The sequence below is a fragment of the Pseudomonas sp. DW-iso17 genome, assembly GCF_058725345.1.
In genome coordinates this window covers 48,005-73,228 of sequence record NZ_JBZXEA010000004.1, presented here as the reverse complement: position 1 = coordinate 73,228, position 25,224 = coordinate 48,005, and the positions used below count along the sequence as shown (strand labels likewise).

Below are 25,224 nucleotides of genomic sequence, written 5' to 3'. Positions count from 1 at the left end.
CATGCTCTACGCCATCATTGCCACCGATATTGCCAACTCGCTGGAAAAACGCTTGAGCGTACGCCCGGCCCACGTCGAGCGCCTTAAACAGCTGCAAGCCGAAGGCCGCATCGTACTGGCCGGCCCGCACCCGGCGGTCGACAGCAATGACCCGGGCGACGCCGGCTTCACCGGCAGCCTGATCGTGGCCGAGTTTGCCTCCCTGGCCGACGCCGAGGCCTGGGCCAAGGCAGACCCTTACGTTGCAGCTGGCGTTTATGCCGATGTGGTGATCAAGCCGTTCAAGCAAGTCCTGCCTTGAACCCGGCTGCGTCGAACCTAATCGTTTCGGCGCACTCCTAATGGCTCACGGCGTCACCGGTGGGGTCGTCGCCGTCGACAATGGCTAAATCGAGTGAGTCATGAGCGAGCTGTTACTGATAGATGATGACCAGGAGCTCTGTGAGCTGCTGACCAGTTGGTTGAGCCAGGAAGGCTTCCAGGTGCGCGCCTGCCACGACGGCCTGAGCGCCCGCAAAGCCTTGGCCGAAGCCGCCCCGGCGGCGGTGGTGCTCGATGTGATGCTGCCCGACGGCAGCGGCCTGGAGTTGCTCAAGCAACTGCGCAACGACCACCCGGAGTTGCCGGTGCTGATGCTCTCGGCGCGGGGCGAGCCTCTGGACCGCATCCTCGGCCTGGAACTGGGCGCCGACGACTACCTGGCCAAACCTTGCGATCCGCGCGAACTGACGGCGCGCCTGCGCGCCGTGTTACGACGCAGCCACCCGGCCGCGGTATCGACCCAGCTGGAACTGGGCGACTTGTGCTTCAGCCCGGTGCGCGGGGTGGTCAGCATTGATGAGCAGGAATTCACCCTGACCGTCTCCGAAAGCCGCCTGCTTGAAGCCTTGCTGCGTCAACCCGGCGAGCCCCTGGACAAACAGGAACTGGCGCAGATCGCCCTGGGCCGCAAGTTGACCCTCTACGATCGCAGCCTGGACATGCACGTCAGCAACCTGCGCAAGAAGATCGGCCCACACCCGGATGGCCGGCCACGCATCGTGGCGCTGCGTAGTCGTGGCTACTACTACAGCCTCTAAACATCCCGCTTAACCCTGTGGGAGCTGGCTTGCCTGCGATAGCGGTGTGTCAGTCCACCGTTATGCTAACTGGCCCACCGCTATCGCAGGCAAGCCAGCTCCCACCATTGATTTCATCACCTCCAAGGGTTTTGTCAGCTCCTGTCAAACCCGTCTTTACCGAAGCTTTACCCTCCCCTGACCGCCGCTGACCTTGCGCTGCGTAACCTACTCACATCCGGACTCACCGGAATAGAGACAGGAGAATCACCATGCGCAAGACCCTTATCGCTTTGATGCTCGCCGCTGCACTGCCTACCGTCGCCATGGCCATGCCTGAAGGCCCGGGCCCGATGGGCGGCCACGAAGGCCACATGATGGGTGGCCCAGGCCACGGTGAACACGGTCCGCGTGGTAAAGGTGGCCCGTTCAGCCAGTTGGACTTGAGCAAGGAACAGCGTGAGCAGATCCGCAAGCTGATGGGTGAGCAATGGCACGCTCGCAAAGACCTGACCCAAAAGTACCTGGACAAACTGCCGGCCGCTGACCAGAAGGCGATGCAGGACGAAATCGCCGCCGGCAAGCAGAAAACCCAGGCCGATATCCGCGCCGTGCTCAAGCCCGACCAACAGAAGAAGTACGACGAGATCGTCAAGAAGCAAGCCGAGCGCCGCGCCGAATGGAAAGAGTTCCAGGCCTGGAAAGCCCAGCAAGCGCAAAAAGCGCAATAATGGCCTAGCTTCACCCCAGCCCAGTGGTTCGCGCCGCTGGGCTTTTCCTGTTTGAGGGTTTCCTGTGCGTTCATTGTTCTGGCGTATCCTGGCGAGTTTCTGGCTGGCCATCGCCCTGGTAGGCGGGTTGTCGATTTTGCTTGGGCATATGCTCAACCAGGACGCCTGGATTCTGAGCCGCCACCCTGGCCTCAACAACCTGGCCCAAGAGTGGACGCAACTCTATGAAGCCCAGGGCGAAGACGCCGCCCAGGACTTGCTGCAACAGCGCAAACGCCAGTACCACATTGATGTGCAAGTGCTGAACGAGAGTGGCGAGCCGGTGGTGCGGGGCACCTTCCCGCGCCGCGCCGCCGCCTTCGAAGCCCGGCAGAACGACAGCCAGGACGGCCACCTGCCGTGGCGACGCCTGACCGCCGAGTACACCAGCGACAAAACCGGCGACACCTACCTGCTGATCTACCGCATTCCCCACCCGGAGCTGGAAGCCTGGCACCGCAGCAGCCTGCTGTGGCCGCTCAGTGCCCTGGCGATTACCCTGGTGGTGCTGACCCTGTTCAGCCTTCTGGTGACGTTGTCCATTACTCGCCCGCTCAGTCGTTTGCGCGGCGCGGTGCATGATCTGGGGCAAACCACCTATCAACAAAACAGCCTGGCGCAACTGGCCAACCGGCGCGACGAATTCGGTGTCTTGGCTAACGACTTCAACCGCATGGGCGCGCGCCTGCAAAGCCTGATCGGCAGCCAGCGCCAGTTGCTGCGCGACGTCTCCCACGAACTGCGCTCGCCGTTGGCGCGCTTGCGTATCGCCCTGGCCCTGGCCGAACGCGCCAGCCCCGAAGAGCGGGAAAAACTCTGGCCGCGCCTGACCCGCGAATGCGATCGCCTGGAAGCCTTGATCAGCGAGATCCTGGTGTTGGCACGGGTTGACGCCGACAACGCCAGCGCCGAAGACATCGACCTCACCCCGTTGCTTAAAACCCTGCAAAAGGACGCCCAACTCAGTGCCCCCGAGCAAGTGGTGCAACTGATGACTGCCAATGATTTGCAGCTTAAAGGCTGGCCGACCATGATCGAACGTGCCGTGGACAATCTGCTGCGCAATGCCCAGCGCTTCAACCCGGTGGGCGAACCGATTGAATTGCAGGCCCAGCATCAAGGCGGGCGCATTCTGATCAGCGTACGCGACCACGGCCCCGGCGTTGAAGCCGAGCACCTGAGCCAATTGGGCGAGCCGTTCTATCGGGCGCCGGGCCAGACCGCCCAAGGTCATGGCCTGGGCCTGGCCATCGCCCGTCGCGCCGCCGAGCGCCATGGCGGCAACCTGATCCTGGCCAACCATCCCGATGGCGGCTTTATCGCCAGCATCGAACTGCCCTTGATCCCTGGGGTTGCCACACCAGTGGGATGATCTTCTATAGTGGCCCTTCTCTTACGGAGGGCCTTTGATGACTGACCTGCTGACTCCCATCCAAGCCGCACTCGCGTTACCGCACGCCCCACTGCCCCAGACCCAGGCCGGTGCCTTGCCCTCGACCTTTGCCGTGACTGACCTGGCGGCCGCCAGCATCGGCGCCGCGGGCCAGGCTATCGCCCAGTTGATTGAGCAACAAACCGGGCGTCTGCCCAGCGTCAGCGTGGATCGGCGCCTGGCCTCGTTGTGGTTCTCTTCGTCGATTCGCCCCGTGGGGTGGCAAGTGCCGCCTTTGTGGGACCCGGTAGCGGGTGATTACGCCAGCGTCGATGGCTGGATCCGCCTGCACACCAACGCGCCCCATCATCGTGCGGCGGCCGAGCGGGTATTGGGGTCTGCCGCTGATCGCGCCGCCATGGCGAGTAGAGTCGCGACCTGGAAAGCCGCCGAACTGGAACAGGCGGTTGTCGATGCGGGCGGTTGTGCCGCGCAAATGCGTAGCTGGCAAGCCTGGCAGCAGCATCCCCAAGGCTTGGCGGTAAACGCCGAAGCGTTGATCCAGCGCCAGGTCTTCGAACCCGGCATCGACAAACCCTGGCTAGGCTCAGCCGCTCGCCCACTGGCCGGCATCAAGGTGCTGGATTTGACCCGGGTGCTGGCCGGCCCGGTGGCCAGTCGTTTCCTCGCAGGCTTAGGCGCCGACGTACTGCGCATCGACTCGCCCACCTGGAACGAACCTGGCGTCGTCCCGGAAATGACCCTGGGTAAACGCTGCGCCCGCCTTGATCTAAAGCGCCACGACGACCGGCAGGTGTTTGAAGCGTTGCTCAAGGACGCCGACATTCTGTTCCACGGTTACCGCGCCGATGCCCTGGAGCAACTGGGTTATACCCTTGGCGAACGTCAGCACATCGCCCCCGGCCTGATCGACGTCAGCCTCAACGCCTACGGCTGGAGCGGCCCATGGCGTAATCGGCGTGGCTTTGACAGCCTGGTGCAGATGAGCAGCGGGATTGCCGAGGCCGGCATGGCCTGGAAACAGACGGATAAACCGCTGCCGCTACCGGTGCAGGCGCTGGATCACGCCACCGGCTATTTGATGGCCGCCAGCGCGATCCGGGCTTTGGCCGAGCGCCTGGACTCCGGACGCGGCGGTTCGGCGCGCTTGTCGTTGGCGCGCACGGCGAAGTTGCTGGTGGCGGCCGGGCAAGTGTCACAGCAAGCGGCATTGCGTGAGGAAGACATCAATGACCAGGGCCTGGTCGTGGAGCAGACAGCCTGGGGCCAGGCCCACCGGCTACTGGCGCCGCTGAGCATCAGTGGCACGCCGTTGCAGTGGGATTTGCCGGCGGTGGAGTTAGGGTCACACCGACCTCAGTGGTGACCTGGGCACCGCTATCGCAGGCAAGCCAGCTCCCACAGGATCAGTGTGGGAGCCGGGCTTGCCCGCGATGGGGCCATCACCGTCGCTATCAATCCCCGCGGTTCAACGACGTCCACAAATGCTGCGCCGCATACGCCCTCAACGGCCGCCACGCCTCGGCCCGCGCCAATAACTGCCGCGCCGACACCGGCCCACCTTCCAAGGCTGCCAAAGCATTGATCAACCCGATATCCCCCGACGCAAATGCATCCACCTCGCGCAACTGGCGCATGGCGATGTACTGCGCGGTCCACTCTCCAATCCCCGGCAACGCAACCAGCCGTGCAACGCCGTCCTGGAGGCTGGCCTTGGGTTCGAAAAGCTGAGGATCATCCAACAGCGCCTGGGCCACACCGGACAACGTACGACCCCGCGCCTTGGGCATGCCCAGGGTGGCCAGGTCTGCCGCCGCCAGCACTTCTGGTGTCGGGAACAGGTGGGTGATACCGGCGTGCGGGGATGCCAGCGCCAGGCCATACTGAGCCACCAGCTTGCTCGCCAGGCGAATCGCCGCCACCACGGTTATCTGCTGGCCCAGCACTGCACGAATCGCCAGTTCCAACCCGTCCCAGGTGCCTGGCAACCGCAGGCCAGGGCGGGCCGCAGCCAGTTGCGCCATCAGGGGATCTTGCGACAATTGCGCGTTGATCACCTCAGGCACCGCATCCAGATCAAACATCCTGCGCAAGCGCCGCTCGATCTCAGGCATCGCTGCAGGCTCGGGAAAGTCGACCGTCACCTCCAGCCAATCCCCCACGCCCGGTTCGACGCTGACCCAGCCATGTCGGCCCGCCACACTGATACTGCGCCGATATACGCCGGCGACCACGGTTTCCAACCCGGTAATCGCCCGCGCCGATAGGAACCCCAGCATCGCCGCCCAGTCGTAGGGCGGTTGATACGCCAATCTCACAGTGACAATACCCCGCTATACAGCCCATACGCGGCTAACCCGGCGCCCGCGATCACGCCGCTGAAAATGCCTTTTTCCACGGCGGTAAACAAGGGTAGGCCCTGCTCGCGCTTGGCCAGGGCAAACAGGATCACACCCGGGGCGTACAGCAACGCCGACAGCAGCAAATACTTCAAGCCCCCCGCATACAGCAGCCAAATCGCGTAGCCGAGGGCAACCAGCCCCACCAGCAGATCTTTCATGCGCCGGCGCTGCCAGCCTGCATAGGTTTCGCCGCGCGCGCTCAACAGCACCGCATAGGCCGCCGACCACAAATAAGGCACCAGGATCATCGAGGACGCCAGGTAGATCAGGGTGGTGTAGGTGCTGGCGGAAAACAGCGTGATCACCAGAAATGCCTGGATCATCACGTTGGTCAGCCATAAGGCATTGACCGGCACCTGATTGGCGTTTTCCTTCTTCAGGAACGCCGGCATGGTCTTGTCCTGGGCGGTGGCATAGAGGATTTCCGCGCACAGCAGCGCCCAGGAGAGCAACGCGCCGAGCAGCGAAACCGCCAGGCCGATACTGATCAATACCGCGCCCCAAGGCCCGACGACATGCTCCAACACACCGGCCAGGGACGGGTTCTGCAATTGCGCCAGCTCCGGCTGGCTCATGATGCCCAGGGACAACACATTCACCAGCACCAGCAAGGCCAGCACGCCCACGAAACCAATCACCGTGGCGCGCCCCACGTCCGAGCGTTTCTGCGCCCGCGCCGAATACACACTGGCGCCTTCGATCCCGATAAATACAAACACCGTGACCAGCATCATGTGGCGCACCTGCTCGACCACGCTGCCCATCTGCGGGTTACCCATTCCCCAGATATCGCGGGTGAAAATATCCGCCTTGAATGCAACGGCGGCGATCACGATAAACATCAGCAGCGGCACGATCTTCGCCACCGTCGTCACCTGATTGATGAACGCTGCCTCTTTGATCCCGCGCATCACCAGAAAATGTACGGCCCACAGCAACAGCGACGCGCAGCCGATGGCAAGCGGCGTATTGCCCTGGCCGAACGCCGGAAAAAAGTAGCCGAGGGTGCTGAATAGCAAGACGAAATAACCGACATTGCCCATCCACGCACTGATCCAGTAACCCCAGGCGGATGAAAAGCCCATGTAGTCGCCAAAACCCGCCTTGGCGTAGGCATACACACCGGAGTCCAGTTCGGGCTTACGGTTCGCCAACGTCTGGAACACAAAGGCCAGGGTCAGCATGCCGATGGCGGTGATCGCCCAGCCGATCAATATGGCGCCCACTTCGGCACGGGCGGCCATGTTCTGCGGCAATGAAAAGATGCCGCCGCCAATCATCGAGCCCACCACCAGGGCGATCAGGGCACTGAGCCGGAGTTTCTGGGCGGGTTGGGTCATGCAGCTTCCTCGAAATAAACGGTTGGGCGACAACTGCGCACACAAGTAATTCAGATTAATGACGTTGTCATAACATAAGGATATGTAAAGGTAGGAAGTTTAGGCTTATTTAGAATTTAAATACGTCAATTATGAAGCGATAGTCAAACAACGTACAAAAAATTTGCACATTCGCAAATACGAACTAGCGTCAACACCCATGCCCTCGACCAAATGATTAACCACAAAGCAAAGAGCGCTCTATCAAGCGCCTTTGCGGGACTTGTTCGTCCGCAAAAACCTCACCCTAAGTCGTTAATTCACAATGGAATGTGCCAATGAAGTGATCTGAGTCAGCTGTTTGATTAGCGCACGGAATTATTCTGTGGTCTCTCTTCTCCTGCATTGGAGTCATGCAATGTCTGAAACTCCCGGAAAACTTCGACTAGGCGCCCTGGTCGCACTTGTCGTCGGCTCGATGATTGGCGGCGGTATCTTTTCATTGCCACAAAACATGGCCGCCAGCGCCGATGTCGGTGCGGTGTTGATCGGCTGGGTGATTACCGCCATCGGCATGTTGACCCTCGCCTTCGTGTTCCAGACCCTCGCCAACCGCAAGCCTGACCTCGACGGCGGGGTCTACGCCTACGCCAAGGCCGGTTTCGGCGACTACATGGGCTTTTCATCCGCCTGGGGCTACTGGATCAGCGCATGGCTGGGCAACGTCGGCTACTTCGTGTTGCTGTTCAGCACCTTGGGCTATTTCTTCCCGGTCTTTGGCGAGGGCAATACCCCGACGGCGGTGATCGCTGCGTCAGTGCTGTTATGGGCCGTGCATTTCCTGGTGCTGCGCGGGATCAAGGAAGCGGCGTTCATCAACCTGGTGACCACCGTCGCCAAGGTGGTGCCGCTGCTGCTGTTCGTGCTCATCGCCCTGTTCGCGTTCAAGCTGGACATCTTCACCGCTGACATCTGGGGCGTGAAAAACCCGGACCTGGGCAGTGTGATGAACCAGGTGCGCAACATGATGCTGGTCACCGTGTGGGTGTTTATCGGCATCGAAGGCGCGAGCATCTTCTCGTCCCGTGCCGAGAAACGCAGTGACGTGGGCAAGGCCACCGTGATCGGCTTTATCACTGTGCTGCTGTTCCTGATGCTGGTGAACGTGCTGTCCCTGGGGATCATGACCCAGCCGGAACTGGCCAAACTGCAAAACCCGTCGATGGCCGCCGTGCTGGAGCATGTGGTGGGCCACTGGGGCGCGGTGCTGATCAGCGTGGGCTTGATCATCTCCCTGCTCGGCGCGCTGCTGTCCTGGGTGCTGCTGTGTGCGGAGATCATGTTCGCCGCCGCCAAGGACCACACCATGCCGGAGTTCCTGCGCAAGGAAAACGCCAACCATGTGCCGGTCAACGCCCTGTGGCTGACCAACGCAATGGTGCAGATATTCCTGGTGATCACGCTGTTTTCCGCCAGCACCTACCTGTCACTGATCTACCTCGCCACCTCGATGATCCTGGTGCCTTACCTGTGGTCGGCGGCCTACGCCCTGCTGCTGGCGGTGCGCGGCGAGACCTACGAGAACGCCCTCAAAGAGCGCAGAAAGGACCTGTTCATCGGCGCTATCGCCCTGATCTATGCGATCTGGCTGCTCTACGCCGGCGGCACCAAATACCTGCTGCTCTCCGCCCTGCTCTATGCCCCTGGCGCGATCCTGTTCGCCAAAGCCAAGCGTGAACTGGGCAAACCGATTTTCACCCCCGTCGAGAAGCTGATTTTCGCCGCAGTGGTCATTGGCGCCCTGGTGGCGGCCTATGGGCTCTACGACGGCTTCCTGACCCTGTAATTGTTGTTCACTGGAGGATCTGTAATGACCACGGAAAAAGTGAAGTACGGCGTACATTCCGAAGCCGGCAAACTGCGCAAAGTCATGGTGTGCTCCCCAGGTTTGGCCCACCAGCGGCTGACCCCAAACAACTGCGACGAGCTGCTGTTCGATGACGTGCTGTGGGTGGCCCAGGCCAAGCGCGACCACTTCGACTTCGTGACCAAGATGCGCGAGCGGGACATTGATGTGCTGGAAATGCACAACCTGCTCACCGACATCGTCGCCAACCCCGAAGCGCTGGACTGGATCCTGGAACGCAAGATCACCGCCAACACCGTAGGCCTGGGCCTGGTCGATGAAGTCGGTTCGTGGCTGCGCAGCCTGGAGCCGCGCAAAATCAGCGAGTACCTGATTGGCGGCGTATCGGCCGACGACCTGCCGAGCAGCTTCGGTGGCAAGACCATCGAGATGTTCCGCGATTTTCTCGGCCATGCCAGTTTCATCTTGCCGCCACTGCCCAACACCCAGTTCACCCGCGACACCACCTGCTGGATCTACGGCGGCGTGACGCTCAACCCGATGTACTGGCCGGCGCGCCGCCAGGAAACCCTGCTGACCAGCGCCATCTATAAATTCCACCCTGAGTTCACCAACGCGGACTTCCAGATCTGGTACGGCGACCCCGATCAGGAACATGGCGCCGCGACGCTGGAAGGCGGCGACGTGATGCCGATTGGCAACGGCGTGGTGTTGATCGGCATGGGTGAGCGTTCGTCCCACCAGGCCATTGGCCAACTGGCGCGCAACCTGTTCCAGAACAAAGCCGTGGAGCGCGTCATCGTGGCCGGCCTGCCCAAATCCCGCGCCGCGATGCACCTGGACACCGTGTTCAGCTTCTGCGACCGCGACCTGGTCACCGTCTTCCCCGAAGTGGTCAACCAGATCGTGCCTTTCACCCTGCGCCCTGACGAGAGCAAGCCCCACGGCATCGACATTCAGCGCGAGAAAACCAACTTCCTCGAAACCGTGGCCGCAGCGCTCAACCTCAAGGCCCTGCGCGTGGTCGAGACCGGCGGCAACAGCTTCGCCGCCGAACGCGAGCAATGGGATGACGGCAACAACGTGGTGGCCGTGGAACCGGGCGTGGTGATTGGCTACGACCGCAACACCTACACCAACACCCTGCTGCGCAAGGCCGGTGTGGAAGTGATCACCATCAGCGCCGGTGAACTCGGCCGAGGCCGTGGCGGCGGCCACTGCATGACCTGCCCGATCATCCGCGACCCTATCGACTATTAAGGAGATTTCATCATGGCTTTCAATATGCGCAACCGCAGCCTGCTGTCGCTGATGCACCACACCACTCGCGAGCTGCATTACCTGCTGGACCTGTCCCGCGACCTCAAACGCGCCAAATACACCGGCACCGAGCGCCCGCACTTGCAGGGCAAGAACATCGCACTGATCTTCGAAAAAACCTCCACCCGCACTCGCTGTGCCTTCGAAGTCGCGGCCCATGACCAGGGCGCCCACGTCACCTATATCGACCCGGTGTCGTCGCAGATCGGCCACAAAGAAAGCATGAAAGACACCGCCCGCGTACTGGGCCGGATGTTCGATGCCATTGAATACCGTGGCTTTGAGCAGGAAATCGTCGAAGAGCTGGCCAAGTTCGCCGGTGTGCCGGTGTTCAACGGCCTCACCGCCGAATTCCACCCGACCCAGATGATCGCCGACACCCTGACCATGCGCGAACACAGCGACAAGCCGCTGCATGACATCAGCTACGCTTACCTCGGGGACGCCCGCTACAACATGGGCAACTCGCTGCTGATGATCGGCGCCAAGCTGGGCATGGACGTGCGCATCGGCGCGCCCAAAGCGCTGTGGCCCCATGAAGATTTCATCAAGCAATGCCAGGCCTTTGCCGAGGAAAGCGGCGCACGCATCACCATCACCGAAGACCCGAAAGAAGCCGTGAAAGGTGTGGACTTCATCCACACCGATATCTGGGTGTCCATGGGCGAACCAGTGGAAGCGTGGGACGAGCGCATCGAGCAACTGCTGCCGTACCAGGTCAACGCCAAGATGATGAAAGCCTCGGGCAACCCTCGGGTGAAATTCATGCATTGCCTGCCGGCGTTCCACAACAGTGAAACCAAGGTCGGCAAGGACATTGCGGCGCGCTATCCGCACTTGGCCAATGGCGTGGAAGTGACCGAAGAGGTGTTCGAGTCGCCGGCCAATATCGCCTTCGAGCAGGCGGAAAACCGCATGCATACCATCAAGGCGATTCTGGTGTCGGCGTTGGCAGACATCTAACCCCACTCTGATCGTTCCCACGCTCCGCGTGGGAATGCAGCCAGTGGCGCTCTGCGCCACAAGAGCGGACGCAGAGCGTCCGGTGAGGCATTCCCACGCAGAGCGTGGGAACGATCATTCTAGAAGGACATTCTGTATGCGCATCGTCGTAGCCCTGGGCGGCAACGCCCTCCTGCGTCGTGGTGAACCCATGACCGCAGACAATCAACGGGCCAACATCCGTATCGCCACCGAACAGATCGCCAAGATCCACCCCGGCAACGAGTTGGTGATCGCCCACGGCAATGGCCCGCAAGTGGGCCTGCTGTCATTGCAGGCAGCGGCCTACACCAGCGTCTCGCCTTACCCGCTGGACGTGCTGGGCGCTGAGACAGAGGGCATGATCGGCTACATCATTGAACAGGAACTGGGCAACCTCCTGGACTTTGAAGTGCCGTTCGCCACCCTGCTCACCCAGGTCGAAGTGGACGCCAAGGACCCGGCCTTCCAGAACCCTACCAAGCCCATCGGCCCGGTGTATGCCAAAGCCGAAGCCGAGAAACTCGCCGCCGAGAAAGGTTGGGCCATCGCGCCCGATGGCGACAAATACCGCCGCGTGGTCGCCAGCCCGCGCCCCAAACGCATCTTTGAAATTCGCCCGATCAAATGGCTGCTGGAGAAAAAAGCCATCGTGATCTGCGCCGGTGGCGGCGGCATCCCGACGATGTATGGCGAAGACGGCAAGCTGCGCGGCATTGAAGCCGTGATCGACAAAGACCTGTGTTCCTCCTTGCTGGCCACGCAACTGGAGGCCGATTTGCTGGTGATCGCCACCGACGTCAACGCCGCCTTTATCGACTTCGGCAAGCCCACCCAGAAGGCCATCGGCCAGGCCCACCCCGACGACATGGAAAAACTCGGCTTCGCCGCCGGCTCCATGGGGCCCAAGGTCCAGGCCGCCTGCGAGTTCGCCCGCCAGACTGGCAAAACTGCGGTGATCGGTTCACTCTCGGACATCGAAGCCATCGTCCAGGGCAGCGCCGGCACGCGCATCAGCACGGCCAAACCTGGCATCACCTACCTGTGAAGTTGAGGAGAAACGCCTATGGCTATCTTTGAACCCGGCCACCTGCATATCGAGCGACACGCGCTGAACGAGCATGACTACAGCTATAACCTGTGCATCGACTATGAAGTCAGCCAGGACCCAAAGGAAGGCAAGGGAATGCTCTTCAAACTGCACGGTTCGGTGCAGGGCAAGGACCTCCAGGAAGAGTTCTTCCTGCCCAAGGATCAGGCGTACGACTTTGCCCGGCACGCGATGAACATCGCGCAGAAATACGGCATGCCGAAGATGGCCGTGTTGAATGGGTCGATGCACAAGCAGTACGACCTGATGTTTGAAGATGTGCGGCATCAACTGGATGTGAAATCCGGCGACCCGGTCAAACCCGAACACCTGGAATAACCTGCCCCCCAATCGAATGTGGGCGCTGGCTTGCCTGCGATAGCGACCTGTCAGACGATATTTTCGGTAACTGACCCACCGCCATCGCAGGCAAGCCAGCTCCCACATTTTGATCTCCACCGGCTCCAAGGCATACTGGCCACCCTCAGCACTCCAGAATCAAGATCCGCCCCATGCGTATCCACGTCAGCTTCATCGACCGCGTCGGCATCACCCAGGAAGTCCTGGCCTTGCTCGGTGGGCGCAATCTCAATCTGGATGCGGTGGAAATGGTGCCGCCCAATGTCTATATCGATGCGCCGACCCTCAGCGCCGAGGTGCTTGAAGAGCTGCGCGATGCGTTGTTCAGCGTGCACGGCGTGCAGGCGGTAAAGGTCGTCGACATCCTTCCGGGCCAGCGTCGCCACTTGCAACTCGACGCCCTGCTGGCGGCCATGACCGACCCGGTGCTGGCCCTGGACAGTGCAGGCAAGATCCTGCTGGCCAATCCGGCGCTGATCGCCTTGTACGGGCGTGAACCGGCCGGTGAGAGCATCGCCGAGCTGTTCGATGATCCGGCCTTGCTGGAAACCTTGCTGGACCAGGGCTTTCGCTTGCCGTTGCGCGAGATCAGCGTCAACGGCCAGACCTTGCTGCTGGGCGCCACGCCGATCACCGACGCTGGCGCCCTGCTTACCCTCTACCAGCCCAACCGCATCGGCGAACAACTGTCGGCGCTGCACCATGACCATGCCGAAGGGTTTGATGCGCTGCTGGGCGAGTCCCCGGCGATCCGCACGCTCAAGGCTCGGGCGCAACGGGTGGCGGCGCTGGATGCACCGCTGCTGATCCAGGGCGAAACCGGCACCGGCAAAGAGCTGGTGGCCCGCGCCTGCCACGCCATCAGCACGCGTCACAGTGCGCCGTTTCTGGCACTGAACTGCGCGGCGTTGCCGGAAAACCTCGCCGAAAGTGAATTGTTCGGCTATGCGCCGGGCGCCTTTACCGGCGCGCAACGCGGTGGTAAACCGGGGCTGATGGAGTTGGCCAACCAGGGCACGGTGTTTCTCGATGAGATCGGTGAAATGTCGCCGTACCTGCAAGCCAAACTGCTGCGCTTTCTCAACGACGGCAGCTTTCGCCGCGTGGGTGGCGACCGCGAAGTAAAGGTCAATGTGCGCATCCTCAGCGCCACCCACCGCGACCTGGAAAAGATGGTCAGCGAAGGCACCTTTCGCGAAGATCTGTTTTACCGCCTCAACGTGCTCAACGTCGCCGTGCCGCCTTTGCGTGAACGCGGCCAGGACATCCTGCTGCTGGCGCGCTACTTCATGCAGCAAGCCTGCGCGCAGATCCAGCGCCCGGTCTGCCGCCTGGCGCCGGGTACCTATCCAGCCCTGCTGGGCAACCACTGGCCGGGCAACGTGCGGCAGTTGCAAAACGTGATCTTCCGCGCTGCCGCCATCTGCGAAAGCAGCCTGGTGGACATCGGCGACCTGGACATCGCCGGCACCTCGGTGGCGCGCCAGAGCGATAGCGAAGTCGACAGCCTGGAACAGGCCGTGGAAGACTTTGAGCGCGATCTGCTGGAAAAGCTTTACACCAGCTACCCCTCAACCCGCCAGCTCGCCAGCCGCCTGCAAACCTCCCATACCGCGATTGCCCATCGCCTGCGCAAATACGGCATTCCCAACAAACCCTGACGGAATAAACGCGGTTCAACTGTGGGAGCTGGCTTGCCTGCGATAGCGTTGGGTCATCCAACTCCCTAGTGACAGGTAGACCGCTATCGCAGGCAAGCCAGCTCCCACAGAGACCGCATTACAGATTTGGTCTGAGAACGACATCCAGTGTACTGAAAGCGCTACAGCGTAACGATATCGCTACAACCCTGTTTTTTGCGAGCCATGCAAGGCTTTGATCCGCATAGGCTTTTTTTCACGCACCGGACTGTAGCGAATTCGCTACAGCGTATTCAGCCAACCTTCTCGTTAAATTTATTAACCTGTTGATCTATAACGACTTAATAACATTGGCCGCGATATTGCTAAGCAACTCCTCATTATTCCAATCCCGTCCACCAGACGATTCTGGCCCTGAGGAGTTTCCATGAGCGAGTTGCGTTTCACTGAAGATCACGAATGGCTGCGCGCCGAAGCCGATGGCAGCGTCACCGTGGGTATCACCGCTTTTGCGCAGAACGCGCTGGGTGATGTGGTTTTCGTGCAACTGCCAGAGTTGCAGGCTTATACCAAGGGCGCCGAAGCCTCCACCGTGGAGTCGGTCAAGGCCGCCAGTGGTGTGTACATGCCGTTGGACGGTGAAGTCCTCGAAGTCAACGACAAGCTCGATGGCAGCCCGGAACTGGTCAACGAAGACCCGATGGGCGAAGGCTGGTTCTTCCGCTTTAAACCCGCCGATGCCGATGCAGTGGCTAAGCTGTTGGATCAGGATGCGTACGACCGTCTGATCAAAGCCAACGCTGAAGCTTGAGGAGCGCGCCATGACCGTTAATCTGACCACCGCCAACGAATTCATCGCCCGCCACATCGGCCCGCGCCAGGAAGATGAGCAGCAAATGCTCGCCAGCCTGGGGTTTGATTCCCTCGAAGCCCTGAGCGCCAGCGTGATCCCGGAAAGCATCAAGGGCACCAGCGTGCTCGGCTTGGAAGACGGCTTGAGCGAAGCCCAGGCCCTGGCCAAGATCAAGGCCATCGCCAGCCAGAACCAACTGTTCAAGACCTACATCGGCCAGGGCTATTACAACTGCCACACGCCGTCGCCGATCCTGCGCAACCTGCTGGAAAACCCGGCCTGGTACACCGCCTACACGCCGTATCAACCCGAGATTTCCCAAGGCCGCCTGGAAGCCCTGCTGAATTTCCAGACCCTGATCAGCGACCTCACCGGCCTGCCGATTGCCAACGCCTCCCTGCTTGACGAAGCCACCGCCGCTGCTGAAGCCATGACCTTCTGCAAGCGCCTGAGCAAGAACAAAGGCAGCCACGCGTTCTTCGCGTCGGTGCACAGCCACCCGCAAACCCTCGACGTATTGCGCACCCGTGCTGAACCTTTGGGCATCGATGTGGTGGTCGGCGATGAGCGTGAACTGACCGACGTCAGCGCGTTCTTCGGTGCCCTGCTGCAATACCCGGCCAGTAACGGCGATGTATTCGATTACCGCGAGCTGACCGAGCGCTTCCACGCCGCCAACGCCCTGGTCGCCGTAGCCGCCGACCTGATGGCCCTGACCCTGCTGACGCCGCCGGGTGAATTCGGCGCCGACGTCGCCATTGGCAGCGCACAGCGCTTTGGCGTGCCACTGGGCTTCGGTGGCCCGCACGCGGCGTACTTCTCCACCAAGGATGCGTTCAAGCGCGACATGCCAGGCCGTCTGGTCGGTGTTTCCGTCGACCGCTTCGGCAAGCCGGCCCTGCGCCTGGCCATGCAGACCCGCGAGCAACATATCCGCCGCGAGAAAGCCACCAGCAACATCTGCACTGCCCAAGTGCTGCTGGCCAACATCGCCAGCATGTACGCCGTGTACCACGGCCCCAAAGGCCTGACCCAGATCGCCCAGCGCATTCACCAGCTGACCGCGATCCTGGCCAAGGGCTTGACGGCCCTGGGCCAGAACGTCGAGCAGGCACACTTCTTCGACACCCTGACCCTCAATACCGGCGCCCACACCGCCGCCCTGCACGACAAGGCCCGCGCCCAGCGCATCAACCTGCGCGTGGTGGATGGCGAGCGCGTTGGCCTGTCGGTCGACGAAACCACCACCCAGGCCGATATCGAGGCCTTGTGGGCCCTCTTCGCGGACGGCAAAACCCTGCCGGCCTTTGCTGCCACCGACAGCACCCTGCCGAGCGCGTTGCTGCGCCAGTCGCCGATCCTCAGCCACCCGGTCTTCAACCGTTACCACTCGGAAACCGAGCTGATGCGCTACCTGCGCAAGCTGGCCGACAAAGACCTGGCCCTGGACCGCACCATGATCCCGCTGGGTTCGTGCACCATGAAGCTCAACGCCGCCAGCGAAATGATCCCGGTGACCTGGGCCGAATTCGGTGCCCTGCACCCGTTCGCCCCCGCCGCGCAAAGCGCCGGCTACCAGCAACTGACCAGCGAACTGGAAGCCATGCTCTGCGCGGCCACCGGTTACGACGCGATCTCCCTGCAACCCAACGCCGGTTCCCAGGGTGAGTACGCCGGCCTCTTGGCCATCCGTGCCTATCACCAGAGCCGTGGCGAAGCACGTCGCGACATCTGCCTGATCCCGTCGTCAGCCCACGGCACCAACCCTGCCACCGCCAACATGGCCGGCATGCGCGTGGTGGTCACCGCTTGCGACGCGCGCGGCAACGTCGACATCGAAGACCTGCGCGCCAAGGCCATCGAGCACCGCGAGCACCTCGCTGCGCTGATGATCACCTACCCGTCCACCCACGGCGTGTTCGAGGAAGGTATCCGCGAAATCTGCGGGATCATTCATGACAACGGCGGCCAGGTGTACATCGACGGCGCCAACATGAACGCGATGGTTGGCCTGTGCGCACCGGGCAAGTTCGGCGGCGACGTGTCCCACCTGAACCTGCACAAGACCTTCTGCATTCCCCACGGCGGTGGCGGCCCAGGCGTTGGCCCGATTGGCGTCAAGTCGCACCTCACGCCATTCCTGCCCGGCCACGCGGCCATGGAACGCAAGGAAGGCGCGGTGTGCGCCGCGCCGTTCGGCAGCGCGAGCATTTTGCCGATTACCTGGATGTACATCAGCATGATGGGCGGCGCCGGCCTCAAGCGCGCGTCGCAGTTGGCGATCCTGAATGCCAACTACATTTCCCGTCGCCTGGAAGAGCACTACCCCGTGCTGTACACCGGCAGCAATGGCCTGGTGGCCCACGAATGCATCCTGGACCTGCGCCCGTTGAAAGACAGCAGCGGCATCAGCGTGGACGACGTGGCCAAGCGCCTGATCGATTTTGGTTTCCATGCACCGACCATGTCGTTCCCGGTGGCCGGCACCTTGATGATCGAGCCGACCGAAAGTGAATCCAAGGAAGAGCTGGACCGCTTCTGCGACGCCATGATCGCCATCCGCGAAGAAATTCGCGCGGTGGAAAACGGCACATTGGACAAAGACGACAACCCACTCAAAAACGCGCCGCACACCGCCGCTGAACTGGTGGGCGAATGGAGCCACCCATACAGCCGTGAACAAGCGGTGTACCCGGTGGCTTCATTGATCGAAGGCAAGTACTGGCCGCCGGTTGGCCGGGTTGACAACGTGTTTGGCGATCGCAACCTGGTGTGTGCGTGCCCTTCTATCGAGAGCTACGCCTGATCTGACGGGAGATACGCGGCCAGTGTGGGAGCTGGCTTGCCTGCGATAGCGGTGTATCAGCCGACAGTGATGTTGTCTGCCCCACCGCTATCGCGGGCAAGCCCGGCTCCCACATTGACCGAGTCCTCCTCAGAAAATAATAAGAAACCGGAGAACAACCATGTCCCTTAGCGTGTTCGACCTGTTCAAGATTGGCATCGGCCCCTCCAGTTCCCACACCGTCGGCCCGATGCGTGCCGCCGCTCGATTCGTCGAGGGGCTCAAGCGTGACAACCTGCTCAACGCCACCTGCGGCATCAAGGTGGAACTCTATGGATCGCTGGGCGCCACCGGCAAAGGCCACGGCAGCGACAAGGCTGTGTTGCTGGGCCTGGAAGGCGAACATCCGGACACCGTGAATACCGAAACCGTGGCTGCACGCCTGGCGCAGATGCGCAGTGACGGGCGCCTCAACCTGCTCGGCGAACACAGCATTGCGTTCAACGAGAAAGAACACCTGGCGATGATTCGCAAGCCCCTTGCCTATCACCCCAACGGCATGATCTTTCGTGCCTTTGACGCCGCCGGCATTCAGACCCGTAGCCGCGAGTACTACTCGGTCGGTGGCGGTTTCGTGGTGGATGAAGACGCGGCGGGCGCCGACCGTATCGTCGAAGACGCCACACCCCTGACCTTCCCGTTCAAACACGCCAAGGACTTGCTCGGCCATTGCGCCACCTATGGCCTGTCTATCAGCCAGGTGATGCTGACCAATGAAAGTGCCTGGCGCCCGGAAGCCGAAACCCGCAGCGGGTTGTTGAAGATCTGGCAGGTCATGCAGGACTGCGTCGATGCCGGCTGTCGCAACGAAGGTATCTTGCCCGGAGGCTTGAAGGTCAAGCGCCGGGCGGCGGCCTTGCATCGGCAGTTGTGCAAGAACCCGGAGTCGGCGCTGCGCGACCCGCTGTCGGTGCTCGATTGGGTCAACCTGTATGCGCTGGCAGTCAACGAAGAAAACGCCAATGGCGGGCGCGTGGTCACTGCGCCCACCAATGGCGCGGCTGGGATCATTCCCGCCGTGCTGCACTACTACATGCGCTTCATCCCCGGCGCGAACGAAGACGGTGTGGTGCGCTTTTTGCTCACCGCGGCCGCCATCGGCATTTTGTACAAGGAAAATGCTTCGATCTCAGGCGCCGAAGTCGGTTGCCAGGGCGAAGTCGGCGTGGCCTGTTCCATGGCCGCAGGCGCACTCTGTGAAGTGCTGGGCGGCAGCGTGTCCCAAGTGGAAAACGCCGCCGAGATCGGCATGGAACACAACCTCGGCCTGACCTGCGACCCCATTGGCGGGCTGGTGCAGGTGCCGTGCATCGAGCGCAATGCCATGGGCTCGGTGAAGGCGATCAATGCGGTGCGCATGGCCCTGCGTGGCGACGGCCAGCACTTTGTGTCCCTCGACAAGGTCATCCGCACCATGCGCCAGACCGGCGCCGACATGAAAAGCAAATACAAGGAAACCGCCCGTGGCGGTTTGGCGGTCAACATTATCGAGTGCTGACGCCCACAAGCGCGTCGGCACGTTTTTCAGGAGCTGAATATGTCCACCGAAACCCTGTTGAAAACTCCTCTGCACGCCTTGCACCTCGAACTCGGCGCGCGCATGGTGCCCTTCGCCGGCTACGACATGCCGGTGCAGTATCCATTGGGCGTGATGAAGGAACACCTGCATACCCGTGAACAGGCCGGGTTGTTCGATGTTTCCCACATGGGCCAGATCCGCCTCACCGGCGCGAATGCCGCCAAGGCCCTGGAGACCCTGGTGCCCGTCGATATCATCGACCTGCCAGTGGGTATGCAGCGCTATGCGATGTTCACCAACGAGCAAGGCGGCATCCTCGACGACCTGATGGTCGCCAACCTGGGCAACGACGAATTGTTCCTGGTGGTCAACGCCGCCTGCAAGGACCAGGACCTGGCGCACCTGCGTACACATATCGGCGACCAATGCACCATCGAACCGCTGTTCGAAGAACGCGCCCTGCTCGCCCTGCAAGGCCCGGCGGCAGTGAAAGTATTGGCGCGCCTGGCCCCTGAAGTCACCCAGATGACCTTCATGCAATTTGCCACCCTGCGTTTGCTGGGCGTGGAGTGCTACGTCAGCCGCTCCGGCTACACCGGTGAAGACGGCTTTGAAATCTCCGTGCCGGCGGCCAATGCCGAGAGCCTGGCCCGCAGCCTGCTGGCCGAAACCGAAGTGCAGGCCATCGGCCTGGGCGCCCGCGATTCGCTACGCCTGGAAGCCGGCCTGTGCCTGTACGGTCACGACATGAATACCGACACCACGCCAATCGAAGCCAGCCTGTTGTGGGCGATTTCCAAGGCTCGGCGTGCCGATGGCGCACGGGCCGGCGGCTTCCCTGGCGCCGACCGCATCTTCACCCAACAGCAAACCGGGGTGGCGCGCAAACGCGTAGGCCTGCTGCCGCAGGAGCGTACCCCGGTGCGTGAAGGCGCTGAAATTGTCGATGCACAGGGTACGGTAATCGGCAGCGTGTGCAGCGGAGGCTTTGGCCCAACCTTGGGCGGCCCGCTGGCGATGGGTTACCTGGACAGCGCATTTGTCGCATTGGATACCGAAGTTAGCGCAATGGTACGTGGGAAAAAGGTGCCACTGCGTGTAAGTAAAATGCCATTCGTTCCGCAACGTTACTACCGTGGCTGATTGACTGTTTCTATAAGTAACGCGGTTGCGTTAATGTGCACTGAACTGTAACGCAACCGCCATAAAACAGTGCATTCACGATAGGCTTTTTATAGCTGACGCCCTATAACAAGTGAATAACTCTATCGAATAAGCCGGTATCAGAACACTCAACAAAGTGTCATGAGACCCAATAAAACAAGGGTCTGCACAAGGGCTTGTTTTTTTCATATTAGTTGGCGTAGAGTTTGCCCACTGTGTTTGCATGGGTCGCTTGGAACCTGGACCTGGGCAGTAGCTCAAGTAGTTTGCTACAACCCGTTCGACGTCTCTTACTTTCCTGCAACCCAGCCCAGTACTCTTTCGTGTGAAAGGGGCTGTCATTAATTTTTAGCGTCAAAGGAAAGAAGAAAATGTCGGATAAAGGTGGACGTCAGAGCGGTACCGTCAAGTGGTTCAACGACGAGAAAGGGTTTGGTTTTATCACTCCTGAAAGCGGCCCGGATCTGTTCGTGCATTTCCGCGCTATCCAGGGCAACGGTTTCAAGAGCCTGAAGGAAGGCCAGAAGGTCACCTTCGTTTCAGTACAAGGGCAAAAAGGCCTGCAGGCTGACGAAGTACAAGCAGAAGGCTGATCCTTGCTGCGACAAAAAGCCCCTGATATGACATCAGGGGCTTTTTTATGGGCGCCATTGCGTAAACTGCGTGCTTTCTCCAGAGAGCCCTGCCATGTCCAAACCCCTGTTGAGCCCCCAGGGCGAATTCCCCGCCGTTGGCCTGGGCCGTCGCCTGGCAGCGATGTTCTACGATTTCCTGCTGTGCACCGCCCTGCTGATCGTCACCGCGTTTATCTACAAGTTGGTGTGGATCGCCTTCGTGGGCGAAGCGAAGATGCGCACGCTCACCGAGTCCGGCGCGCTGGACGGTGACCCGTTGCTGTCGACTCTGCTGCTGTTCGTGCTGTTCGGGTTCTTCGCCAAGTTCTGGACCCATTCGGGGCAAACCCTGGGCATGCAGGTGTGGGGCGTGCGCGTGCAAAACGCCGATGGGTCGCGGATCAGCCTGTGGCAGGCACTGTTGCGTTTTGTGGTGTCGATTGCGTCATGGCTGTGCGTGGGGTTGGGGTTTATCTGGTCGTTGTTCGATAAACACAAACGCAGCTGGCATGACATCTATTCGGATACGCAGTTGGTGCGGATCCCGAAGCAAAAGAAGTAACTCAAGCGCATCACAGATCAACTGTGGGAGCTGGCTTGCCTGCGATAGCGGTCTTGCAGTCAAAACACCTGTGACTGTTACACCGCTATCGCAGGCAAGCCAGCTCCCACATTTTGATTTGTCTCAGCCTGAGGATCAGGCGTTGCCGGCCAGTTTCAACCGTGCTGCCTGGGTAAAGTCGAGCATGCGCTTGAGCGGCCGTACCGCCTGCGGAATCACCGCCGGTTCCACGAAGATCTCATTACTGCCCTCGCGCAGGCATTGCAACGTGCGCTCCAGCGTATTCATCGCCATCCACGGGCAGTGCGCGCAACTGCGGCAGGCTGCACCGTTACCGGCGGTAGGCGCTTCGACGAAGACTTTGTCCGGGCACAGCTGCTGCATCTTGTAGAAGATGCCGCGGTCGGTGGCGACGATAAAGGTTTTGTTCGGCAAGCGTTGCGCTGCGGCGATCAGCTGGCTGGTGGAACCCACCGCGTCCGCCAGTTCGATCACCGAAGTCGGTGACTCCGGGTGCACCAGGATCGCTGCATCCGGGTAGAGCGCCTTCATGTCTTCGAGCTGCTTGGACTTGAACTCTTCGTGGACGATGCAGGCACCGTCCCACAGCAGCATGTCGGCACCGGTCTGGCGCTGGATGTAGGTGCCCAGGTGTTTGTCCGGGCCCCAGATAATGGTCTCGCCGTTGTCCATCAGGCTTTCGACGATTTCCAGCGCGCAGCTGGAGGTCACCACCCAATCCGCCCGGGCTTTGACCGCCGCCGAGGTGTTGGCGTACACCACCACGGTGCGCTCGGGGTGTTGATCGCAGAACGCGGAAAACTCATCCACCGGGCAACCCAGGTCCAGGGAGCAGGTGGCTTCCAGGGTCGGCATCAGGATGCGTTTTTCAGGCGTGAGGATCTTGGCGGTCTCCCCCATGAAACGCACGCCAGCCACCAGTACGGTCTTGGCAGGGTGGGCGGCACCGAAGCGCGCCATCTCCAGGGAGTCGGAAACACAGCCACCGGTTTCTTCGGCCAGGGCCTGAATCACCGGGTCGCAATAAAAGTGGGCAACCAACACCGCGTCCTGAGCCTTGAGCTCGGCGGCAATGGCGGTTCGCAGGCTCGCCTCTTCAGCAGCGCTGAGCACCTTGGGCTGCTTGGCGTCGAGGTGGGCTTGAACCAGTAGGCGTTCGGAAATGTGCGTCATGTTCGCAAGACCTGCAGGCGCAGTAGCGCGAAAGTCGAGTGTACCACCGGCTCCGGAGCCCTTCGGGCGCCGCCGGACGAAGTGTTTTTGTTCATCAAGCACGGGTAAAGCTTAAAGCTGCGCAAGGCTACAGAATATCCAATGGATTCAAAAGCCTAATCTAGTGACCCGGCCAAGTGCCCGATCCCTGGCCGCGACACGCCGATTAGGCGATGCCTGCACAACAATCAAAACCGACCCTTTCCCTCCCACACGCCTGAAAAATCAGGAATATCAGGCCCCCACACCCTGTCGCGCCCTAATTTTGTGCATTTAAGCACTGAATTACGCGATTTTTCTTACGTCTTGTGTAATAAATCCTACAGCGATGTAACAAACCGTCGACCACTCACTCAAGTAGGGCAACTACCGCTGAGTTCAACGCTGGCTCAGACGGTATGGATCGTGTGTATTTCTACGTTAAGGATGTCGAGTGCCAAATCAGCTCTCAACCGGACACTTGTGTTGTATCCGTAATCTGGGCATCGCCCTGCTCTGCCTGTGGGCGCTGCCCGTGGCTGGCGCCGAGGTGCCGCAGCCAGGCCAGGAAGCCCTGCGCTTGCAGCAACAACAGCAACGCGACCTGCAGCAATTACACCTGGAGCAGCGCCAACGCCAGATGCAACGCGGCAGCTTCGGTACACCAGCGGCCATACCCGCCTTGCCCACGGACATCGCCAAGGATGAACATTGCTGGCCCTTGAGCGGTACGCGCCTGGCCGGGGTCACGCTGTTCAGCCGTGCCGAGTTGGACAAACACATCGAGCCCTACGTGGCGCCTTGCATGGGCGTCACCCAGATCAACCGCCTGCTGGCCGAGATCACCCGGCTGTATGTCGAGGCCGGTTATATCGCCAGCCGCCCCTACCTGATCAGTGCACCCACCGCCGGGCAGCCGCTGGATATTCACGTCGAAGAAGGCTACCTGGAGACCATCGAGCTGGCCGACCAGAGCCTGCCGGTGTCATTGGGCGGGGCATTCCCCGGCATGCTCGGCAAACCACTGAACCTGCGAGACCTGGAACAGGGCCTGGACCAGCTCAATCGCCTGCGCTCGGTCGACCTCACCGCCGACATCGCCCCAGGCAGCACTGCGGGCGCCTCGCGCATCATCCTGCGCACGCGCAGCAGCGCCTCGCGCTGGGCCCTGGGCCTGGGGGTGGATAACCTCGGCAGCGCCGGCACCGGGCGGGATCGCAATGCAATCAACTTGAGCCTGGACAGCCCGCTGCAAATCAACGACTCGCTCAACCTGAGCTTCAGCGACACGCTCAACCATGGGCCGCGCTACAGCCGCAGCCACAGCCTGTTCTACTCGATTCCCTACGGTTACTGGACCTACAGCCTGTTCGCCAGCCATGCCGAATACCGCTCGCCGTTCAAGCTCAGCCGTGCCACGTTCTACAACAGTGGCCGCACCGATCAAGTCAGCCTGCGCAGCGACCGTGTGCTGTGGCGCGACCAGGGCCACCAACTGAGCGCCAACCTGCAACTGGCCTACAAAGACGTCGACAGCTACCTGCAAAAGGTACACCTGGACATCCAGAGCCCGACGCTGACCGTGGCCGAAGCGGGCCTGAACCTGTTCTGGCTCAACAGTGCGGTGTGGAACCTGGACGTCAACTACGCCCAGGGCCTGACCTGGTTCGGCGCCGATCGCGATGCCAGCCAAGTGCAGAAAAACCAGCCCAAGGCGCAGTTTCAAAAGTACCGCGCCAACCTCACCCAATGGCGCAACGGCCAATGGGCAGCGCAGCCGTGGCAGTGGCAAAGCCAGTTATCGGTGCAGTACAGCCCGGATGCATTGCCCGCCATCGAACAACTGCTGATCACCGACGACTCGGCCGTGCGCGGCTACCGCGAAAACAGTACTTCCGGTGCCATTGGCACGGTATGGCGCAACACTTTGCGCCTGCCGCTCAATACTGACTTGCCGGTGAAGCTCACCCCGCGCCTGGGCCTGGACAACGGCTGGGTCAAGCACGAACACGGTGCCCGGAGCCAACGCCTGAGCGGCGCCAGCGCGGGGCTCAACCTGAGCTGGAAGAACGTGCAGCTCGACGTCGACTACCAACGCAACCTCAACACCCCTACAGGTTTTCGCCAGGAGCCGGAGGTCTGGCTGACGCGCCTTAGCGTGCAGATATGAGCTCACACCCGTTTTTTGCCTGAGTCACCGCCGTACCTGGCCACTCCAGCAGCGTTGCAACGAACAACGCGCGTCGTGGATCAGC

At 61.3% G+C, this 25,224-nt stretch carries 21 protein-coding genes; 18 read left to right on the top strand and 3 right to left on the bottom strand.

Going from position 1 to position 25,224, the window contains the following annotated elements:
• Position 1: 1 nt before the first annotated feature.
• The 5 genes from AC4PS6_RS03865 to AC4PS6_RS03845 all read left to right on the top strand — a co-directional run bounded on the left by AC4PS6_RS03865 (position 2) and on the right by AC4PS6_RS03845 (position 4,587).
• Positions 2–301 carry a YciI family protein gene (locus AC4PS6_RS03865; RefSeq protein ID WP_014719686.1) on the top strand — a complete coding sequence of 100 codons (300 nt, stop codon included), beginning with the start codon at positions 2–4 and terminating at the stop codon, positions 299–301.
• 100 nt (positions 302–401) lie between these two features.
• A complete protein-coding gene (locus tag AC4PS6_RS03860; protein WP_057013691.1) occupies positions 402–1,079 on the top strand; it encodes a response regulator transcription factor in 678 nt (225 codons plus the stop codon).
• A gap of 251 nt (positions 1,080–1,330) precedes the next feature.
• Positions 1,331–1,789: an LTXXQ domain protein gene (locus AC4PS6_RS03855; protein ID WP_014719688.1), complete on the top strand. Its 459-nt coding sequence runs from the start codon at positions 1,331–1,333 to the stop codon at positions 1,787–1,789.
• 64 nt (positions 1,790–1,853) lie between these two features.
• The gene (locus AC4PS6_RS03850) at positions 1,854–3,200 is read left to right on the top strand and encodes a sensor histidine kinase (protein ID WP_336827244.1); all 1,347 of its coding nucleotides are present in this window, start codon (positions 1,854–1,856) and stop codon (positions 3,198–3,200) included.
• A 37-nt stretch (positions 3,201–3,237) separates the two neighbouring features.
• Entirely contained in the window at positions 3,238–4,587 is a 1,350-nt protein-coding gene (locus AC4PS6_RS03845; protein WP_336827245.1) for a CoA transferase, read from the top strand.
• An 88-nt stretch (positions 4,588–4,675) separates the two neighbouring features.
• Here AC4PS6_RS03845 and AC4PS6_RS03840 read toward each other — a convergent pair whose 3' ends face one another.
• Both AC4PS6_RS03840 and arcD (AC4PS6_RS03835) read right to left on the bottom strand, forming a co-directional pair.
• Positions 4,676–5,539, bottom strand: coding sequence for a DNA-3-methyladenine glycosylase family protein (locus tag AC4PS6_RS03840; RefSeq protein WP_032902759.1), 864 nt, complete (start codon positions 5,537–5,539; stop codon positions 4,676–4,678).
• Entirely contained in the window at positions 5,536–6,963 is a 1,428-nt protein-coding gene (arcD, locus tag AC4PS6_RS03835; RefSeq protein WP_014719692.1) for an arginine-ornithine antiporter, read from the bottom strand. Before arcD (AC4PS6_RS03835) ends, AC4PS6_RS03840 begins: the two co-directional genes overlap by 4 nt.
• Positions 6,964–7,360: 397 nt before the next feature.
• Here arcD (AC4PS6_RS03835) and arcD (AC4PS6_RS03830) point away from each other — a divergent pair, with 397 nt between their 5' ends.
• The 12 genes from arcD (AC4PS6_RS03830) to AC4PS6_RS03775 all read left to right on the top strand — a co-directional run bounded on the left by arcD (AC4PS6_RS03830) (position 7,361) and on the right by AC4PS6_RS03775 (position 21,757).
• Positions 7,361–8,788, top strand: a complete 1,428-nt coding sequence (gene arcD / locus AC4PS6_RS03830; RefSeq protein ID WP_014719693.1) for an arginine-ornithine antiporter — start codon at positions 7,361–7,363, stop codon at positions 8,786–8,788.
• Positions 8,789–8,812: 24 nt separating this feature from the next.
• Entirely contained in the window at positions 8,813–10,069 is a 1,257-nt protein-coding gene (gene arcA / locus AC4PS6_RS03825) for an arginine deiminase (RefSeq protein ID WP_014719694.1), read from the top strand.
• 12 nt (positions 10,070–10,081) lie between these two features.
• A complete protein-coding gene (locus AC4PS6_RS03820; protein ID WP_014719695.1) occupies positions 10,082–11,092 on the top strand; it encodes an ornithine carbamoyltransferase in 1,011 nt (336 codons plus the stop codon).
• A 136-nt stretch (positions 11,093–11,228) separates the two neighbouring features.
• Positions 11,229–12,158: a carbamate kinase gene (gene arcC / locus AC4PS6_RS03815; protein ID WP_014719696.1), complete on the top strand. Its 930-nt coding sequence runs from the start codon at positions 11,229–11,231 to the stop codon at positions 12,156–12,158.
• Positions 12,159–12,176: 18 nt separating this feature from the next.
• Positions 12,177–12,539, top strand: coding sequence for a DUF5064 family protein (locus AC4PS6_RS03810; RefSeq protein ID WP_060766532.1), 363 nt, complete (start codon positions 12,177–12,179; stop codon positions 12,537–12,539).
• A gap of 173 nt (positions 12,540–12,712) precedes the next feature.
• Complete coding sequence (gene gcsR, locus AC4PS6_RS03805) at positions 12,713–14,221, top strand: transcriptional regulator GcsR (RefSeq protein WP_336827246.1); 1,509 nt, start codon at positions 12,713–12,715, stop codon at positions 14,219–14,221.
• Between the two features lie 406 nt (positions 14,222–14,627).
• Positions 14,628–15,011, top strand: coding sequence for a glycine cleavage system protein GcvH (gene gcvH, locus AC4PS6_RS03800; protein ID WP_014719698.1), 384 nt, complete (start codon positions 14,628–14,630; stop codon positions 15,009–15,011).
• Between the two features lie 10 nt (positions 15,012–15,021).
• Positions 15,022–17,859, top strand: coding sequence for an aminomethyl-transferring glycine dehydrogenase (gene gcvP, locus AC4PS6_RS03795; protein WP_060766531.1), 2,838 nt, complete (start codon positions 15,022–15,024; stop codon positions 17,857–17,859).
• A 160-nt stretch (positions 17,860–18,019) separates the two neighbouring features.
• Positions 18,020–19,396 (top strand): L-serine ammonia-lyase, encoded by a 1,377-nt coding sequence (locus tag AC4PS6_RS03790; protein WP_020303147.1) that lies wholly within the window; start codon positions 18,020–18,022, stop codon positions 19,394–19,396.
• A gap of 39 nt (positions 19,397–19,435) precedes the next feature.
• Positions 19,436–20,560, top strand: a complete 1,125-nt coding sequence (gene gcvT, locus AC4PS6_RS03785; RefSeq protein WP_038451322.1) for a glycine cleavage system aminomethyltransferase GcvT — start codon at positions 19,436–19,438, stop codon at positions 20,558–20,560.
• A 392-nt stretch (positions 20,561–20,952) separates the two neighbouring features.
• Entirely contained in the window at positions 20,953–21,174 is a 222-nt protein-coding gene (locus AC4PS6_RS03780) for a cold-shock protein (RefSeq protein WP_014719702.1), read from the top strand.
• Between the two features lie 94 nt (positions 21,175–21,268).
• Positions 21,269–21,757 (top strand): RDD family protein, encoded by a 489-nt coding sequence (locus tag AC4PS6_RS03775; RefSeq protein ID WP_032902749.1) that lies wholly within the window; start codon positions 21,269–21,271, stop codon positions 21,755–21,757.
• Between the two features lie 135 nt (positions 21,758–21,892).
• Here the strand turns inward: AC4PS6_RS03775 and nadA are convergent, their stop codons facing one another.
• Positions 21,893–22,951: a quinolinate synthase NadA gene (nadA, locus tag AC4PS6_RS03770; RefSeq protein WP_003193840.1), complete on the bottom strand. Its 1,059-nt coding sequence runs from the start codon at positions 22,949–22,951 to the stop codon at positions 21,893–21,895.
• Between the two features lie 517 nt (positions 22,952–23,468).
• On the opposite strand from nadA, the gene AC4PS6_RS03765 reads away from it, so the two are divergent.
• Complete coding sequence (locus AC4PS6_RS03765; RefSeq protein ID WP_230957536.1) at positions 23,469–25,139, top strand: ShlB/FhaC/HecB family hemolysin secretion/activation protein; 1,671 nt, start codon at positions 23,469–23,471, stop codon at positions 25,137–25,139.
• The last annotated feature ends 85 nt before the right edge of the window (positions 25,140–25,224 follow it).

What these genes read in the sequence shown, in the direction of transcription:
- AC4PS6_RS03865 (WP_014719686.1), top strand. Translation starts at nt 2, where the DNA reads ATGCTCTACGCCATCATTGCCACCGATATTGCCAACTCGCTGGAAAAA.
- AC4PS6_RS03860 (WP_057013691.1), top strand. Translation starts at nt 402, where the DNA reads ATGAGCGAGCTGTTACTGATAGATGATGACCAGGAGCTCTGTGAGCTG.
- AC4PS6_RS03855 (WP_014719688.1), top strand. Translation starts at nt 1,331, where the DNA reads ATGCGCAAGACCCTTATCGCTTTGATGCTCGCCGCTGCACTGCCTACC.
- AC4PS6_RS03845 (WP_336827245.1), top strand. Translation starts at nt 3,238, where the DNA reads ATGACTGACCTGCTGACTCCCATCCAAGCCGCACTCGCGTTACCGCAC.
- arcD (WP_014719692.1), bottom strand. Translation starts at nt 6,963, where the DNA reads ATGACCCAACCCGCCCAGAAACTCCGGCTCAGTGCCCTGATCGCCCTG.
- arcD (WP_014719693.1), top strand. Translation starts at nt 7,361, where the DNA reads ATGTCTGAAACTCCCGGAAAACTTCGACTAGGCGCCCTGGTCGCACTT.
- arcA (WP_014719694.1), top strand. Translation starts at nt 8,813, where the DNA reads ATGACCACGGAAAAAGTGAAGTACGGCGTACATTCCGAAGCCGGCAAA.
- AC4PS6_RS03820 (WP_014719695.1), top strand. Translation starts at nt 10,082, where the DNA reads ATGGCTTTCAATATGCGCAACCGCAGCCTGCTGTCGCTGATGCACCAC.
- arcC (WP_014719696.1), top strand. Translation starts at nt 11,229, where the DNA reads ATGCGCATCGTCGTAGCCCTGGGCGGCAACGCCCTCCTGCGTCGTGGT.
- AC4PS6_RS03810 (WP_060766532.1), top strand. Translation starts at nt 12,177, where the DNA reads ATGGCTATCTTTGAACCCGGCCACCTGCATATCGAGCGACACGCGCTG.
- gcsR (WP_336827246.1), top strand. Translation starts at nt 12,713, where the DNA reads ATGCGTATCCACGTCAGCTTCATCGACCGCGTCGGCATCACCCAGGAA.
- gcvH (WP_014719698.1), top strand. Translation starts at nt 14,628, where the DNA reads ATGAGCGAGTTGCGTTTCACTGAAGATCACGAATGGCTGCGCGCCGAA.
- gcvP (WP_060766531.1), top strand. Translation starts at nt 15,022, where the DNA reads ATGACCGTTAATCTGACCACCGCCAACGAATTCATCGCCCGCCACATC.
- AC4PS6_RS03790 (WP_020303147.1), top strand. Translation starts at nt 18,020, where the DNA reads ATGTCCCTTAGCGTGTTCGACCTGTTCAAGATTGGCATCGGCCCCTCC.
- gcvT (WP_038451322.1), top strand. Translation starts at nt 19,436, where the DNA reads ATGTCCACCGAAACCCTGTTGAAAACTCCTCTGCACGCCTTGCACCTC.
- AC4PS6_RS03780 (WP_014719702.1), top strand. Translation starts at nt 20,953, where the DNA reads ATGTCGGATAAAGGTGGACGTCAGAGCGGTACCGTCAAGTGGTTCAAC.
- AC4PS6_RS03775 (WP_032902749.1), top strand. Translation starts at nt 21,269, where the DNA reads ATGTCCAAACCCCTGTTGAGCCCCCAGGGCGAATTCCCCGCCGTTGGC.
- nadA (WP_003193840.1), bottom strand. Translation starts at nt 22,951, where the DNA reads ATGACGCACATTTCCGAACGCCTACTGGTTCAAGCCCACCTCGACGCC.